This is a genomic window from Acinetobacter sp. YH12144, from assembly GCF_013418345.1.
Taxonomy (GTDB): Bacteria; Pseudomonadota; Gammaproteobacteria; order Pseudomonadales; family Moraxellaceae; genus Acinetobacter; species Acinetobacter amyesii.
The window spans coordinates 150564-166609 of the sequence record NZ_VPCD01000001.1 but is presented as its reverse complement, the minus strand read 5'-3'; the positions used below and the strand labels follow the sequence as shown (position 1 = coordinate 166609).

Below are 16046 nucleotides of genomic sequence, written 5' to 3'. Positions count from 1 at the left end.
TTTAATTTGTTTGTTCATCTAATTTAAATTTTGCATCGACAAAATCCTGTAGATGAGCTGCTAAATATCCCGCAATATGAAAGTGAGTTTCTTCCATTTTCTTTTTCTGTTGCTTTGGGAGTAATGCCTTTAAAGATTCATACATATACGTTAAGCAGCAAAAGCCAAGGCCAATAACTAACATAAGTAAAAGTTTATTAGCTAGATCTATCCAGAAAAACACATAAACGAGTATGACTAAAGCAAAGAATGAGAGGCTGAAATAAAATGTATTAATTTTTGCTGGCTTAAAGTTTTCCTTGACCAAAGCTTGTACGTCGTCGTGATAGTACGTCCCAATAAAAATGAGGGCAGAAGTATAGTTGAAGCTCAGGTTTTTTATATGATATGCAGAAGGCGATTGTTTAATAGTTAAGATATTATCTTCACTTACTTCTATGGTTTCTTTGCTAAGAATGTTTTCACATTCGACAGTGATAAAATAATTGTATTCGGTGTGGAATAAGCTTTCAAAATCACTCATTTGTTTAGGGCTAAATGAACTGATGGGTTGTTCTCTGGGAATGTTTTCAATGGCACTGTCTAATGGAAGGTTTTGAATGTATTCGCTATTAATTTTGTTAATTATTCTATTCTCAAGATTTATCATTTTAGTCTATTGTTTGTAGTGGCTTGAATTTATTTTAAAAATTTAAATAAACATGCAGGGAGCATTTAACTCCCTGAAGTCGTTCAGTGAATTATCGTTTACTTATCTTTCGGCTCTGGTGGTGTCATCCCAAACTGTAAATACGCCATATTGGTGGCAATACGTCCACGTGCAGTACGCATGACATAGCCTTGCTGAATGAGGTAAGGCTCGATCACATCTTCTAGCGTCCCTGAGTCTTCTGCCATAGCAGCAGCTAAAGCTTCTACGCCTGCAGGGCCACCATCAAAACGCTCTAGTAGCATTGATAAATAACGGCGGTCTAGCGTATCTAAACCATCTTTATCGACATTCAGCATGTCCAAAGCACGTTGAGCCATCTCTTGGGTTACTTCACCCGTACCTTTAACTTGCGCATAATCACGGACTCGGCGTAATAAACGGTTTGCAATACGAGGTGTCCCACGAGCACGGCGTGCAACTTCCTGTGCGCCTTCGGCAGTCATGGGTACATCCATCAAGTTTGCAGATCGAGTCACAATATGCGTTAAGTCTTTGACAGAATAAAACTCTAAGCGTTGTACGATACCAAAACGGTCACGTAAAGGAGAGGTCAGTAGGCCTGCACGAGTCGTCGCTGCAACAAGAGTGAAGGGTGGTAAATCCAGTTTGATCGAACGGGCAGCAGGGCCTTCACCAATCATGATGTCGAGTTGGTAATCCTCCATCGCTGGATAGAGAATTTCCTCGATGACCGGTGAAAGACGATGGATCTCATCAATAAATAAAACATCACCTTCTTCGAGGTTGGTTAGCATCGCAGCCAAATCGCCTGCACGCTCAAGGACTGGGCCTGATGTCGATTTTAAGTTGCCGCCCATTTCACGCGCAATAATATTGGCTAGTGTGGTTTTTCCTAAACCCGGTGGGCCAAAAATTAAGGTGTGATCGAGTGCTTCTTCACGGCCACGCGCAGCACCGATAAAGATTTCCATTTGTTCACGGACGACAGGTTGCCCGATGTAGTCATCAAGGGATGTTGGGCGGATGGCGCGGTCGAAGTGGTCTTCGGGTTTTTCTGAACCACTGATAAGACGGTCTTGCATATAATTAAATCAATCTCTGGCTGAACTTTCGAGGCACAGCCTCAAGTTGTGATTTGTGTTTAAGTGCCATTGTGTAGGCATTGCTTTACTTTTGAAAGATCAAAAGTAACAAAAATCTTGTGTTGGATTGAGGATATATCCTTATATCCCAATCCAACATGGCGACATCCATGTCGCCTTCGTGTATCCAATTTAGGTGTATTGGTATGTCTATTTGAATTATTTATTCATCGACTTAAGTGCTGCACGGATAATGTCGCTGGCTTCAGTAAAGTCACCTTTGGCAGCATTCACTAATTTTTGTGCTTCAATTGGTTTGTAACCTAATGATTGCAATGCCGCCTCAGCTTCGGCAACTGCAGAGTTGCCTGTAAATTGAATTTGTTCAACAGTTGAATTGGTTGGTGCAGTGCCTGAAGCCATGGCTTTAAAGCGATCACGAAGCTCAATCATGAGGCGTTCAGCGGTCTTTTTACCCACACCCGGAACTTTGACTAAAGTGTTTACATCTTCATGTTCAACCGTGTGAATCAGCATTTCAACACTTAATGTTGATAAAATGCCCAGTGCCATTTTAGGGCCTACGCCGTTAACTTTTAACAGTGTGCGGAAGATCAGTTTTTCTTGAGCATTGCTAAATCCATACAGCAGTTGTGCATCTTCACGTACAGCCAGATGTGTCCACAAGGTAATTTTTTGACCTTTCTGTAGTTGGCAAAATGTTGAAAGTGGGGTGTCAATTTCATAGCCCACACCATTTACATTGAGTAATACCGTTGGTGCTTCCAATGCCAGCACTTCGCCAATTAAACATCCGATCATGTCATTTATTCACTTTATTTCAGTTTAGTCTGAGCTATTTGCTCAATTTCAATTTGTTGCGAGATTAGCGTGAAGGCCAGCGAATTACTAGCCTTCACATTTTTTCAGCTTTAAAAGAAACCAACTTTATTGCCTTGAAGTTCCTGTGCAAGGTTATAAGCCTGATGGTCTGAAAATTTAGAGATAATATCCAATACTTGCATGATGTTTTCATAATGCAACGGCCCAAAATGTGCCCCCGAACGGTGGAGAATGGACATCAGTCGCTGTTCTTTAAAACTCAAGGTTTTATTTGGCGTAGTTAGAGGAATAAATGCATCTAAAATATTTTGTAGACTTTGATGCGCAATAATCTCTAAGCCGGCTTTTTGTGGATGTTCAAAAATTTTATCGCGAGCTAATTCTTTTGCTCGGTTAATTCCACGCTCAATATCTTCACTGCAATATTGCAATAAACTGCCTTTGAGTTGACCTGACAAAATATCATGATGATGACGGGCAAAGGCAGTCGTGACTTCTTCGACTAGACGTTTCATCACACGACCTCGTAATGCGGCAATTTTTTGTTGCCAAGTGGTATCAGTCATAGCCAATTCGGCAGGTATGCCATAGTCACCGACCAAATCAAGGAAAATGGGCTCAACTTCGTTATAGTTCAACATGTTGAGGATAATGCCATCTTCAAGGTCAATTAAGGCATAACAAATATCATCTGCGGCTTCAAGCAAATAAGTCAAAGGATGACGACAGTAGTGATATTCGCCCAGTTGAATTAAACCCAATTGTTCTGCAATTTGCTGCAAGATTTCTTTTTCTGCTTGATAACAACCAAACTTTGCTCGTTGGCTTGCAGGTTTATTGCCTTGCGATGCAATAGTTTTGGATAGCCACGGGTATTTTAAATATGCACCTAAAGTTGCATAGGTTAAACGCATACCACCATCATTCGGGTGATAGTCAATTTTAGTCAGTAAACGTAAGCCTTGTGCATTACCTTCAAACTGACGCACATCGGCTTCTTCTTCAGGGCTTAAGTCCTGTAAAAAGTTGGTATGCGATGCGTCATCAAACCATTCTCGAATGGCATATTCGCCTGCATGGCCAAAAGGTGGATTACCAATATCGTGTGCCAAGCACGCAGCTTGAATAATTGCACCGACATCGGCAGGTGAAATCCACATCGGGAGTTCATCTTTAATTTTTTCAGCCGCCAGCATCCCCAATGAACGTCCAATACAAGACACTTCTAAAGAGTGCGTCAGGCGAGTATGAATGCCATCGTGTTGGGTTAATGGATGGACTTGGGTCTTGCGATTAAGCTGTCGAAAACTCTGCGAAAATATAATGCGGTCATAGTCTTTATGAAAAGGGCTACGTGCCTGTTCAGAACTGTGTTTATTGCTACCAATACGAACTGTAGAAAGAAGTTCAAGCCAACGCATTTGAGTCATTTATCATTATTCATTTATTACTTGAATTGAATAATGCCAAACTTAGTTGAAAATCACTAGTCTGGGGCGACACAACTTGTCTTAAAAGATGTATGAGTGATTTGCCTTAATGAAATGCAAAACAAAACAGAAATTTAAAAATGGGCTGTTAGTATAGATGGGCAAATTTTACCTTTTATCCCATTTTTTAATTTTCAATGAGAATAATTTAAATGTATAGAAAGCAATTTCTTCCTACTTTGACTGCACTAAGTTTGGGCGTGACATTTTTTTGTCAGGTTGTACAAGTTTCAATACAGAAAAAAATATAACGAAAGTGCAGCCAAACCAAAATGTTGCTGCATCAGAAAATAGCATGATGCATCATTTAGAAACATTTGAAGAAATTGCGGAACAAAATGGTGGCAATCGTGCAGTAGGTACAGCAGGTGGATTGGCTTCTGCACAATATATTCTTGAACAAGCCAAGAAAGCAGGCTTGCACGCGCAAATGTTGCCATTTGAAAATCGAGAAAAGACCGTTGGGCAAAATATTGTGATTGAGATTGAAGGGCAATTCAAAGATACCGCTGTGATTGTCGGCGCGCACTATGATTCGGTGAAAATGGGGCCTGGGATTAATGATAATGCTTCAGGCGTTGCAGTATTGTTAGCATTATTACAAGACTATGCGAAGCAAAAGGTAAAACCTAAACACACACTATATCTTGCCTTTTGGGATTCGGAAGAGGTTGGTATTGCAGGTTCACAAGCTTTTGTGAAATCACTCAGTGAGAAACAGCTTCAAGGCATTCAAGCCTATATCAATGTTGATATGGTGGGAACAAAGAATCCGAATATCATGATTGCCGATGGTGACCATTCATCAATTGGAGAAATGGCGGCACAGTTTAAAGCCAATGGACTTGCACAAAGTGATTATCAGCCAATTTTAGACAGCATGAGTCAATTACCTAAGCACCCGCAGGATGCTGCATTAGAACAAAGTATGCGTCAATATTTTAAAACCAATAATATGCAGATTAAAGATGATGTAACGACTTTAACAGCAAGCGATACTTTGCCATTTTTAGGGAAAGTTCCCGTTACTTCACTAATTTTATTTAATGAGCAAATGAAAGGTGATGAACTCGAATTTGCACCGTGCTACCACAAGGCTTGCGATACGATTGATGGTGTAGATGTAAACTCACTGAACTTAGTCCTTAATGTAATTCAACATCTATTGTCAGATTTGAATAAATAAAATGTTTCAATTTCAAATGTGAATTGATTTTAGTCTTTTATGAATTTCAGGTTTAAATCTCACACATTTAGACCTGAAATTCATTTTCAAATATGGTTTTAAAGCTTGATTAAAAAGTGAGTTGTTGTTGAAAAATAAAACATTTTTCTAGTTTGAATATTATTCTTAGGATGAAATGAAAAAATCAGATAATTTTGTGTTAATCTGTGCGACTAAATTCAATTTTATTATTTAAAAATAAAAGCATTGTTGCCTAAACTTCCCGATATAAGCACTACAATTTCACTTTCACATCTAGCTGATTTAACTAATACACAGTAGAATATGCGCTCTCTCAAGTCACATTGTGGCATGGTCTTTTCGATCATCCCGTGGAGCCAAAATCAGCATGTTTATCGTTGCCGGTGCACCTGCACATTCTTCATTTAAGAAAACTCAACTATTATCACGTTTAACGTCAATTAGTTCTGTTCAATCAATTGAAAGTCAATGGGTTTACCTTTTTGACCAAGCGCTCAACGAGCAACAACAGCAATCCGCTTTACAGCTTCTCAACGATGGTCAATCTTTTGAATTGCGCCAAGCAGCAAGTGACGAAGTCCAAATTTTAGTGACGCCACGTGTTGGAACCATCTCTCCGTGGTCGTCTAAGGCAACAGACATTTTTGCCAACTGTAATACACCGGTTCATCGCCTTGAACGCGGTGTTTTGTTTACTTTGAAGGGCGTAAATGCTGTTTCTGATGAAGTAAAACTAGCATTACATGATCGCATGACAGAAAGCGTTTTCAATGCTATTGAAGATGCTGCGGCACTTTTCTCTGAAACTGAACCAAAGCCTTTAAACTCAATTGATATTTTGGGTCAAGGTAAAGAAGCGTTGGTGAAAGCTAACTCTGAATTTGGTTTTGCGCTTTCTGATGAAGAAATCGATTATTTAACCGATGCATTCACAAAAATGGGTCGCAACCCGCATGACATCGAATTGATGATGTTTGCTCAAGCGAACTCAGAGCATTGCCGTCACAAAATCTTCGGTTCTGAATGGACAATTGATGGTGAAGTTCAACCATTATCATTGTTCCAAATGATTAAAAACACCTATAAAGAATCACCTACAGATGTATTGTCGGCATATAAAGACAACGCTTCTGTAATTGTGGGTTTTGACACACAACGCTTCTATCCAAAGCAAGATGCTGAAACAGGTCACCATGTTTATAAGTATAAGAGCCAAGCTGCTCACATTCTTATGAAAGTGGAAACCCATAACCATCCGACAGCAATTGCACCATTTGCTGGTGCAGCAACAGGTTCGGGCGGTGAAATCCGTGACGAAGGCGCAACAGGTCGTGGTGGTAAGCCAAAAGCTGGTTTAACAGGTTTTACCGTATCTAACTTGAATATTCCAGGCTTTGAACAGCCTTGGGAAGAAAACTACGGCAAACCATCTCGTATGGCATCTCCACTTCAAATTATGATTGAAGGCCCATTGGGCGGTGCAGCCTTTAACAACGAATTTGGTCGTCCTGCTTTAAATGGTTACTTCCGTACATTTGAACAAAATGTAAATGGCGACGTAAAAGGCTTCCATAAGCCAATTATGATTGCCGGCGGTTACGGTAACATCCGTCCTGATCATGTAGAAAAAGATGCAATCCAACCGGGCGATCTTTTAATCGTACTTGGCGGTCCTGCAATGTTGATCGGTCTAGGCGGTGGCGCAGCATCTTCTGTGGACAGCGGTAAGTTAGGTGAAAACCTAGACTTCGCATCTGTACAGCGTGAAAACCCAGAAATGGAACGCCGTTGCCAAGAAGTGATTGATGCTTGCTGGCGCATGGAAGATCATAACCCAATCGTGTCTGTACATGACGTAGGCGCGGGCGGTATCTCAAATGCAATGCCTGAACTTGTGAACGATCACGAGTTAGGTGCGGTACTTGATCTGCGTAAAATTCCATCGCTTGAAAAAGGCATGTCTCCGATGGAGATCTGGTCGAATGAAGCGCAAGAACGTTATGTTTTGGCGATCCGTCCATCATCTTTAGAACTCTTTGAATCACTGTGTGCACGTGAGCGTTGTCCGTTTGCGGTATTGGGTGAAGCGACTGAAGCGCGCCATTTAACCGTTGAAGATCCATTATTCGGCAACAAAGCTGTGGATATGCCAATGCAAGTGATGCTTGGCGGTACACCACGCATGAGCCGTTCATACGAAACCATTGAACGTAAAGGCGATGACTTCACTGCTGAAACAGTAACAGATTTGAAAGATGCGATTTACCGCGTTCTTAAGAATCCAACTGTTGCATCTAAATCGTTCTTGATCACGATTGGTGACCGTTCGATTACAGGTATGGTTGCACGTGATCAGTTCGTCGGTAAGTGGCAAGTGCCTGTAGCGGATGCTGCAGTAACAACAACTAGCCTTGTTGGTTATACAGGTGAAGCGATGGCAATGGGTGAGCGTCCACCAGTTGCGTTGTTGAATCCTGCTGCTTCTGCACGTTTATCTGTAGCAGAATCAATTTCAAACATTATGTCTGCAAAAATCGACCAGATCAGTGACATTAAATTGTCTGCAAACTGGATGGCTGCTGCAGGTCAACAAGGTGAAGACCAAGCGCTATTCGAAGGTGTTAAAGCCATCGGTATGGAAATGTGTCCTGCACTAGGTATTGCAATTCCAGTAGGTAAAGACTCATTGTCTATGCGTACCACTTGGAATGACGAAGGCATCGATAAATCTGTAACTTCTCCAATGTCAGGCGTGATCACTGCATTTGCACCTGTGACTGATGTTCGCAAAACACTTACACCTGAATTGAAAAATATCGAGTCTGTACTGGTACGTATTGATTTGTCTAAAGGTCAATTCCGCCTTGGCGGTTCGATCCTTGCTCAGGTTTATAAAGCAATTGGTTCTGTAACACCTGACGTAGACAGCTTCGATGACTTCAAAGCATTCTTTGCATTGGTTCAAGACTGGAACAACCGTGGTCTAATCAAGGCTTACCATGACATCGGTGATGGCGGTCTATTGGCAACTGTTGCAGAAATGATGTTCGCTTCACGCCTAGGTGTAGCACTTGAAGATCAATCTGTTGAATCATTATTTGCAGAAGAAATTGGTGCAGTATTGCAAATTTCGAAAGCAGATTGGGCAACACTTGAAGCTGAAGTTGCAGCATCTAGCTTAAAAGATGCGATTGCAGTGGTTGGTACAGTGAACAGTACAGATCAATTGTCTGTAAATGGTCTTGTATTTGAGCGTGCAGACTTGCAACAAGCATGGACTGAAGTGTCTTATCAAATCCAACGTCTGCGTGACAACGTAGAAACTGCGGATCAAGAATATGCGTTAATCGCTAACAAATCACATGCAGGTTTAATTGCAAAACCAACATTTGATTTGAACGAGCCTATCGAAGCACCGTACATCAATGAACGCCGTCCAAACATGGTGATTCTGCGTGAACAGGGTGTAAACGGTCATGTAGAAATGGCTGCTGCATTCGATAAAGTCGGCTTCAACACTGTAGACGTACACATGAGCGACTTGCTTGCTGGCCGTATCAGTCTTGATGACTTTGAAGGTTTAGTTGCATGTGGCGGTTTCTCTTACGGTGACGTATTGGGTGCAGGCGGCGGTTGGGCTAAATCTGTATTGTTTAACCCGAAACTTCGTGACCAATTTGAGAAATTCTTCAACCGTGATGAAACTTTCTCTCTAGGTATTTGTAACGGCTGTCAAATGCTGTCTCAGCTTGCACCATTAATTCCGGGTGCAGAAGCTTGGCCTCGTTTCCACCGCAATACTTCAGAGATGTTTGAAGCACGTGCTGTCAACGTACGCGTTGAAAAATCGAACTCTGTATTGTTAGAAGGTATGGAAGGTTCGATTCTTCCTATCGCTGTAGCACATGGTGAAGGCCGTGTAGTTGCTAGCGCGGAAAACATTGCAGCATTGAATGCAGGCGATCAAGTGATCTTGCGTTATGTAGACAGCCAAGGCAACCCAACGCAGCATTACCCAATGAACCCGAATGGTTCGCCAGAAGCGATTTCAGGTGTAACGTCTAAAGACGGTCGTGCAACGATTATGATGCCGCACCCTGAACGTAACTTCCGTGCGATTCAGCATTCTTGGAAACCAGAAGATTGGGATCAAGACGGTGCTTGGTTACGTATGTTCCGTAATGCACGTAAATTTATTGGTTAATCTTAGATAGATGAATAATAGAAAAGAGCCGCCTTCGGGTGGCTTTTTTTATGGTTGAAATTTACCAAAAGATATATTAATTATTGTGAATGCTTGTTTTTACACATATAATCGCTTTCGATTTTTAACCACCTACGGGTGGTTTTTTGTTGGTTTTTAAATTTTATTTCTCCCGCTGAACTTGGTTTAGATTTTGCTTTTATATTTGTGGAATCATGCTAGTGTGTATTTTATGCACAATAACTATGCAAGATAAAAGATAGCAAGATAAAAGAAAGATGGATAACTAAACGAGTTCAGTATCAACACTCATGATGAGGTGATGACATGATTAAAACAGTGGAATATTCGGCAGTGGATAAGTCTGCGTTGCGTAGAAAGGGCTGGAAGCTTTTTGGTGGAGTGGTGTGTTTGCAGTTGGTGTTTTTAGTTTTGGGTTATGTTTTACAGATGTAATATTTGAACAATTGAAACCGCCGTGAGGCGGTTTTTTATGTAAACTAATGCATAATTAAAAAACTGCAAAAATTAATAATGAGCTTTAAACAATTTGTATTATTAAAAGATATAAAAATATTTTTACTTTTAGGCTTTATGTTTCCGTAAACATTGTTAAGTGGGTGCTTTCCTATTTTAAAAACGAAGCATCCGAAAATTAATATAACTGTTATCAATGAGCAAAATGAAAAGTTGGACGATGCAGAAGTATTTTTAAATCTTACAACATGGCAAGGCAAGTCTTTTACTGAATCTACATTAAAAAAAACACAGGACGGAATTGCTACATTTTCTGCAGAGAAAAGTTTGCAATTTATTCATATATTTCCAGCAAAATATAGTTGGTCGATTTGCGTTTATAAAAATGGATATAGTCAAAATAGTTTTGTGCCAAAAAGTTCAAATAATCGAACACAAAATTTAGTATTGTTGTTAGATAAAGCTGAATTAGGTGTAGAAAAAAAACAACATTGTTGGAAAGAAAAATCCTAAAATATTGAATTAATAAAACCACCCGAAGGTGGTTTTTGATTAAATAGCCAATTGGATCTGCTTTAACACCGCCTTCAACGTATTTTCATAATCAAAAGCAGCATTAGTACTGTCTTGGTATCGCCAAGCGACATAACCATCTGGACGAACTAAGACAGCGCCTGATTCATGGATTTCAGATTTCGCATTCCATGTCCCATAAACGTCACGATATTCACGTGATCCAATTTGAATCACATCTAAATAAGGTAGATTCAACGATTCAGCAGCAGATTTCCAACCTTTGCCTGAAAGACCTGTCAGTAGGGTGAAACGACCATGCCCTGTAATATCTAACGTTGATTGCTTATCGCCTTTGGCATCAATAATCCAAGTATGTGGAACTTTAGCCCCCGGACGCGTGGTTGCTTGCAAGTAAAGCTGTTGATCTTTGGCAAAGATCTCAGGTTCAGATTCAGCAATCATGGCATTGGATGTATAGCGCTGATTCAACTCTACACCTTGGGCATTAAACTCAAAGTTTTTAATTTCTAAGGCTTGATATAGCTTTTGACGAATTTCTGCAGCTTGTTCATCTTCCGCAAAAATACGTTGCATCATTTGAGCTTGAGTTGTGATGCCTTGGTCAAAGCCAAATACCTCTTTGAGATGCTTATAGTCAAAGCGAGATTGATTGGCACGCGCCACGATTTGCTTGCCGACAGGCGCACGCTCAGTGGTATAAGATTCAAGTAGAGCTGGAGCAGCCCAACCTTTGATGGCATACGCCAATTTCCAACCGAGGTTAAAGGCATCTTGCATACAGGTATTTGAACCTAAGCCACTTGATGGTGGATGACGATGCACCGCATCACCGCCGCAGAATACACGACCTTTCGAGTATTCAGTTGCCCATGTTTGGTTCACATACCAATAAGACAGTTTTTGAATCTCGACATTTTCAATTTCAGCACCGACAAAGGCATTTAAACGACCACGCAATTGCTCTTCGGTGACTTGTGGTTCACCTTTGGAAATATCAAAGCCCCAACCCATAATCCATTCATTCCACGGTGTAATGGCACGGAGTAAGCCCATGCCCAGATCACCAAAGCTGGCTTCAGGATTGGCAATCCATTGCAAAATGGCAGGGCGGTGTTGCACATATTTGGAAAGATCAGCTTTAAACGTGACATAGACTGTACCTGCGCGAGACATCACCCCTTCAAGTGGTAAATCAAGCTGTTCAAGGACTTTGAATTTTGCCCCATCCATACCGACCAAATATTTGGCACGTAAGCTGAATTCAGTATTTGTAATACGATTTAAAAAGGTTGCTGTTACACCATGCTCATCTTGCACATGGGACAAATATTCAGTATTAAAATTATAAATTGCACCACGTTCAGCCGCATTTTTTACCAACAAAGCTTCCATTTTCGGCTGAATGAGATCGACCAATGGACAAGGACTGCCTTTAATATAATCGCCATGACGTTCATCGCCCGTTCCCCAAGCACTCATGCGGACTATTAGCTAACCAATTAAATTGGGTAAAAAGCTGAACCTGTATGCCGTAATTTGCCAAGGCCAAACCTAAAGTAGAACCTGCAGGCCCTGTGCCAATAATCAGAACATCGGTATCGAATTGCTGTGTCATACAAAACTCCATGTGTATGTGAAGCGCAAACTTGGAATAGTCCGCAGTCTAGGCAAATGGTTTTCCGAGTAGAATGGATATTCATATAAACTATAGATCTATTGGTATTTTGACTGCATGACACAGGTGATGTAGTGAGTGTGTGGAGTGAAGTGAATGGAATTACGACATTTACGTTATTTTGTGACGGTGGCGAAAGAACAGAGTTTCACTAAGGCAGCGGAAAAACTATTTACAGCACAACCATCACTCAGTCAGCAAATTAAAGATTTAGAGCAGGAGGTTGGGGTGCAATTATTTGAACGTTCTGCTCGTAAAGTCTTACTGACCGACGAAGGGCAGGCTTTTCTCAAATATGCCGAGCAAGCAATTCAAAATGCCAAACAAGCTGTAGCTGCAGCTCGCCACGTGGCGCAAGCTAAAAATAACCAAATACATATTGGCTTTTTAAATGTCGCAGAATTGAAAATTATGCCTAGTATTTTGGCGTAATTAAAACAACATATCCCAGATTTAAAAATTCATTTACATAGCTTGACGTGTACAGAGCAAATCCAAAAACTCAAAAATACTGAATTGGATATTAGTTTTACTCGTTATCACTTAAGTCATGACGACTTCACCAATATTCAGGTTTTAAGTGAGCAGATCTATCTAGTCGGTGCAGCGCATCTGCATCCATCAGATCGAATCTTAAAACTTCAAGAGTTAAAAAATCACACCATTATTATGTGTGAACAAAATGCTTCTCCTGTTTTTTACGATACCTTAAATGCCTTGATTCCTTTTGATCAGCAACAACATGATCACATGCTGTGGGTGACCAATGTCATGCAGCATTTAAATTTGATTAATATGGGCATGGGCCTGAGTTTTGTGCCCGAATATTTACTCAAATTTTTAAATGATTCGGTCAAAGTCATTCAAACAGATGTGGAATTACCGAAACTAGGTTTATATGCAACCTATCCGAATGCATCGAATAATGTGGCATTAAAAATGATTTGCAGTGCTTTAAATAATGTGACTGCACAATAGCGTCTGGAATAACCAATGTTAAAACTGATTTATTATGTACCTGAGTCTCACCTAGAGTCGACTAAACTGGCTGTTTTTGAAGCTGGAGCAGGCGGTATCGGAAACTATGAACACTGTGCTTGGCAAGTGTTAGGGACGGGGCAATTTAAACCTGTAAAAGGCGCAAATCCTTTTATTGGTGAGTTGAATCAGCTTGAATCTATCCCTGAATGGCGAGTGGAAACCATCGTGCCTGAAGATAAAGCGAGTGAAGTCGCAAGGGCTTTAAAAGCAAGTCATCCTTATGAAGAGCCAGCATTTGAGTTTATTCAAATGGTGGATGTGAGTTTTTAATTCACAATAAAAGTCCCCTCTCCTTTTAAAGGAGAGGGTTAGGGAGAGGATTTATCAGATTATGCCCCCTCATCCTCTTGCGGAACATGCTCCTCATCCCGAAGAGAGAAGGGACTTACCGATTATTTAAAGTTATGCAGCTAATTGTGGTTGTGACCATTCATTTGAAAGCAATTTATATCTTCTGAATAAACAGCTCACGGTCAAAACGATACTGCGGGAAGAACACACCATCTTTAGCACGTTCACCTGCACCAATCACCATCACTGGGTATTGCTGGGCATTTAATCCTAAAATCTTCTTCACCAAAGGTTCATCAAAACCTTCCATCATACAACTGTCAAAACCATAGGCACGTAAAGCCAAAACTAAGTTTTCACAAGCCAATGCTGTGGTTTTGCTCGCCCAAAGTTTTGCATCTGCTTCATTAAAAGCTGTTACAGGCAATTGTTTATCCAGTGTACGTGCAACTTTGAAAGCAACTTTCTTAAAGTTACCTAGGGCGTTGAAGTAACCAGTTTTATAGTTATAAGGAATAAACTTGTAATACTTCTGTACCGCTGCAGGTGCTTCAGGAAATGGAAATTCCGAAATATTCCGTTTTGCCATTTCATCTACACGGTCGGTACGCGCGACACAGACAATCAATTCAGCAGCAGTTTTTGCAGCTAGTTGCCCTAAGCAAGCTTTCACCAATTGTTTTTTCTTTGCAGGGTTCTGAACGACATAGAATGTCCACGGTTGTAAATTCGATGAATTCGGTGCAAGCAAGGCGAGGTCTAAGCATTCATCTAAAACGTCGTTTGGAATGGCCTTGTCGGTAAACTTACGTACAGAACGACGGCTTTGTACAACTTTTTTAAAATTCTCGATATCGATGCCTTCAGGCGCAGGCTCGTAGTAGCGTTTCTTTTCAGGTTTAGTTTCAGTTTGTGATACTGCAGTCATGTGGAAACATCCAGTTTTTTAATTTAGAAAATAGATTGGGGCTGAGATGAAAAAAACCACCCAAATATGAGTGGTTTTTTAGTTCCATTAAAACATTAATTGAACTGAGAGAAGTCAGGTTTGCGTTTTTGCATAAAGGCGGCAACAGCTTCCATCATTTCTGGAGAGCCTACTCGATCCATGAAAATTTCAGCTTCATGGTCAATCCATGCCACGATTTCATCTACATTATGTTTCATTAATGCTTTTGATTGAACCAAAGATGCTAGTGGAAGTGCAGATAACTGTGCTGCTTTTTTCGCAGCTGTCGCATAAGCATCTTCTTCAATGCTATTGACCAAATTTGCTGAAAGCGCTGTCGCACTGTCAAACTTCTGAGCAGTTAACAGTAATTCCGCCGCTTTATGGTAGCCGGCTTGTTGAACCAATAGCTTGCTCGATGCACCTTCAGGCGATAGACCAAGGCTCACAAACGGAATTTGGAATAGGGCAGTATTGTCGCTGTAGACAAGATCGCAATGAAGCAGAATCGTAACACCAATCCCAATGGCAACGCCGCGAACCGCAGCAATCAGCGGCTTAGAAAATTGAGCAGCAGATTTTAATAAAATGAACGGTGCGCCTTCTGAAGCTGGAGCTTGTCCTTTTTGAGCAGCAGATTTCATAAAATCTTGCATGTCATTGCCCGCACTGAAGTCCGCATCTTGACCACGGAGTACAATTACACGCACTGAAGTATCCTGATCAGCTTCATCTAATGCTTTTGCAATCCACAGATATAATTCTGTATACAGCGCGTTCTTCGCCTGAGGTCGGTTAATGGCTAAGGTCAGTACGCCATTGTCCAAATTCGCATTCAAATGTTCATGGGGTTGTTGAATACAGCTCAGTGTCATCGTACTATCCTTGCGTAAAAGTTTCGTTTTGATTTTATGCTCGACATTATGTCGCATATTTCAGCCTGTGGCACAACTGCTCAGTTCATAAAAAGTTTGATTTGATATGAAATATACATTTGATTATTTGGTTTTCATTGGGCGTTTTCAGCCGTTCCATTTAGCGCATTTGCAAACCATTAAAATAGCTTTGCAACAGAGTCATTATGTGCTTTTGGCGCTTGGTTCGGCGCAAAATGAACGTAATATCAAAAATCCATTTTTAGCGTCAGAACGTGAGCAGATGATCCTGTCAAATTTTTCAGAGCAAGATCAGAAGCGAATCAAGTTTGTGCATGTGATAGATGTATATAACGATGAAAAATGGCAAAAGTTAGTCAAATCTTTGGTGAATGAGGTGGTTGAAACGAATGCAAAAGTCGGTTTGATTGGACATTTTAAAGATGATTCTTCTTATTATTTAAAATTCTTCCCCGAATGGGAAATGGTTGAGCTGGATAGTCTAGAAGGGGCGATCTCTGCGACACCGGTACGCGAGGCGTATTATCGTGGTGAAATTCAGCATTATGCTTTTCCTCAAGGTACCGTCGAATTTTTGCAAAAATTTCAACAGACAGACATTTATAAACAACTTCAACACAAATTTATGACTCAGGATAAAACAAATCTGCTATAAAAAAACGCTAAAATTTCTAGCACTAC

The 16046-nt window shown here is 40.6% G+C and carries 12 protein-coding genes and 2 pseudogenes; 7 read left to right on the top strand and 7 right to left on the bottom strand.

Annotation, left to right across the window (positions count from 1 at the left end; all coding sequences use genetic code 11):
* Window position 1 precedes the first annotated feature (1 nt).
* From FTU79_RS00915 to FTU79_RS00900, 4 genes are all read right to left on the bottom strand, one after another.
* Window positions 2-649 carry a hypothetical protein gene (locus FTU79_RS00915; protein WP_180048723.1) on the bottom strand — a complete coding sequence of 216 codons (648 nt, stop codon included), beginning with the start codon at window positions 647-649 and terminating at the stop codon, window positions 2-4.
* 98 nt (window positions 650-747) lie between these two features.
* Window positions 748-1755, bottom strand: a complete 1008-nt coding sequence (gene ruvB / locus FTU79_RS00910) for a Holliday junction branch migration DNA helicase RuvB (protein WP_168378058.1) — start codon at window positions 1753-1755, stop codon at window positions 748-750.
* A gap of 219 nt (window positions 1756-1974) precedes the next feature.
* Window positions 1975-2577 (bottom strand): Holliday junction branch migration protein RuvA, encoded by a 603-nt coding sequence (ruvA, locus tag FTU79_RS00905; RefSeq protein WP_168378057.1) that lies wholly within the window; start codon window positions 2575-2577, stop codon window positions 1975-1977.
* A 110-nt stretch (window positions 2578-2687) separates the two neighbouring features.
* Window positions 2688-4028, bottom strand: a complete 1341-nt coding sequence (locus FTU79_RS00900) for a deoxyguanosinetriphosphate triphosphohydrolase (RefSeq protein WP_180007613.1) — start codon at window positions 4026-4028, stop codon at window positions 2688-2690.
* A gap of 355 nt (window positions 4029-4383) precedes the next feature.
* Here FTU79_RS00900 and FTU79_RS00895 point away from each other — a divergent pair, with 355 nt between their 5' ends.
* The 4 genes from FTU79_RS00895 to FTU79_RS00885 all read left to right on the top strand — a co-directional run bounded on the left by FTU79_RS00895 (window position 4384) and on the right by FTU79_RS00885 (window position 10489).
* The gene (locus tag FTU79_RS00895; protein ID WP_180048722.1) at window positions 4384-5274 is read left to right on the top strand and encodes a M20/M25/M40 family metallo-hydrolase; all 891 of its coding nucleotides are present in this window, start codon (window positions 4384-4386) and stop codon (window positions 5272-5274) included.
* A gap of 388 nt (window positions 5275-5662) precedes the next feature.
* Entirely contained in the window at window positions 5663-9499 is a 3837-nt protein-coding gene (gene purL, locus FTU79_RS00890) for a phosphoribosylformylglycinamidine synthase (RefSeq protein WP_180048721.1), read from the top strand.
* 327 nt (window positions 9500-9826) lie between these two features.
* The gene (locus tag FTU79_RS16455; RefSeq protein WP_257224022.1) at window positions 9827-9955 is read left to right on the top strand and encodes a KGW motif small protein; all 129 of its coding nucleotides are present in this window, start codon (window positions 9827-9829) and stop codon (window positions 9953-9955) included.
* Window positions 9956-10189: 234 nt separating this feature from the next.
* The gene (locus FTU79_RS00885; RefSeq protein ID WP_180048720.1) at window positions 10190-10489 is read left to right on the top strand and encodes a hypothetical protein; all 300 of its coding nucleotides are present in this window, start codon (window positions 10190-10192) and stop codon (window positions 10487-10489) included.
* 39 nt (window positions 10490-10528) lie between these two features.
* Here FTU79_RS00885 and FTU79_RS00880 read toward each other — a convergent pair.
* Window positions 10529-12128: pseudogene (locus FTU79_RS00880) on the bottom strand (FAD-dependent monooxygenase).
* Window positions 12129-12284: 156 nt separating this feature from the next.
* Here FTU79_RS00880 and FTU79_RS00875 point away from each other — a divergent pair.
* Together FTU79_RS00875 and FTU79_RS00870 are read left to right on the top strand one after the other, a co-directional pair.
* Window positions 12285-13166, top strand: a pseudogene (locus tag FTU79_RS00875) (LysR family transcriptional regulator).
* 15 nt (window positions 13167-13181) lie between these two features.
* On the top strand, window positions 13182-13499 hold the full coding sequence (locus tag FTU79_RS00870; RefSeq protein WP_180007618.1) for a YqfO family protein: 318 nt from the start codon (window positions 13182-13184) through the stop codon (window positions 13497-13499).
* Between the two features lie 175 nt (window positions 13500-13674).
* Here FTU79_RS00870 and FTU79_RS00865 read toward each other — a convergent pair whose 3' ends face one another.
* Window positions 13675-14448, bottom strand: coding sequence for a nitroreductase family protein (locus FTU79_RS00865; RefSeq protein ID WP_180009959.1), 774 nt, complete (start codon window positions 14446-14448; stop codon window positions 13675-13677).
* A gap of 95 nt (window positions 14449-14543) precedes the next feature.
* Window positions 14544-15344 carry an enoyl-CoA hydratase-related protein gene (locus tag FTU79_RS00860; RefSeq protein ID WP_078190356.1) on the bottom strand — a complete coding sequence of 267 codons (801 nt, stop codon included), beginning with the start codon at window positions 15342-15344 and terminating at the stop codon, window positions 14544-14546.
* A gap of 106 nt (window positions 15345-15450) precedes the next feature.
* Here FTU79_RS00860 and FTU79_RS00855 point away from each other — a divergent pair, with 106 nt between their 5' ends.
* Window positions 15451-16020 (top strand): nicotinate-nicotinamide nucleotide adenylyltransferase, encoded by a 570-nt coding sequence (locus FTU79_RS00855; protein WP_180048719.1) that lies wholly within the window; start codon window positions 15451-15453, stop codon window positions 16018-16020.
* The last annotated feature ends 26 nt before the right edge of the window (window positions 16021-16046 follow it).

What these genes read in the sequence shown, in the direction of transcription:
- FTU79_RS00915 (WP_180048723.1), bottom strand. Translation starts at nt 649, where the DNA reads ATGATAAATCTTGAGAATAGAATAATTAACAAAATTAATAGCGAATAC.
- ruvB (WP_168378058.1), bottom strand. Translation starts at nt 1,755, where the DNA reads ATGCAAGACCGTCTTATCAGTGGTTCAGAAAAACCCGAAGACCACTTC.
- ruvA (WP_168378057.1), bottom strand. Translation starts at nt 2,577, where the DNA reads ATGATCGGATGTTTAATTGGCGAAGTGCTGGCATTGGAAGCACCAACG.
- FTU79_RS00900 (WP_180007613.1), bottom strand. Translation starts at nt 4,028, where the DNA reads ATGACTCAAATGCGTTGGCTTGAACTTCTTTCTACAGTTCGTATTGGT.
- FTU79_RS00895 (WP_180048722.1), top strand. Translation starts at nt 4,384, where the DNA reads ATGATGCATCATTTAGAAACATTTGAAGAAATTGCGGAACAAAATGGT.
- purL (WP_180048721.1), top strand. Translation starts at nt 5,663, where the DNA reads ATGTTTATCGTTGCCGGTGCACCTGCACATTCTTCATTTAAGAAAACT.
- FTU79_RS16455 (WP_257224022.1), top strand. Translation starts at nt 9,827, where the DNA reads ATGATTAAAACAGTGGAATATTCGGCAGTGGATAAGTCTGCGTTGCGT.
- FTU79_RS00870 (WP_180007618.1), top strand. Translation starts at nt 13,182, where the DNA reads ATGTTAAAACTGATTTATTATGTACCTGAGTCTCACCTAGAGTCGACT.
- FTU79_RS00865 (WP_180009959.1), bottom strand. Translation starts at nt 14,448, where the DNA reads ATGACTGCAGTATCACAAACTGAAACTAAACCTGAAAAGAAACGCTAC.
- FTU79_RS00860 (WP_078190356.1), bottom strand. Translation starts at nt 15,344, where the DNA reads ATGACACTGAGCTGTATTCAACAACCCCATGAACATTTGAATGCGAAT.
- FTU79_RS00855 (WP_180048719.1), top strand. Translation starts at nt 15,451, where the DNA reads ATGAAATATACATTTGATTATTTGGTTTTCATTGGGCGTTTTCAGCCG.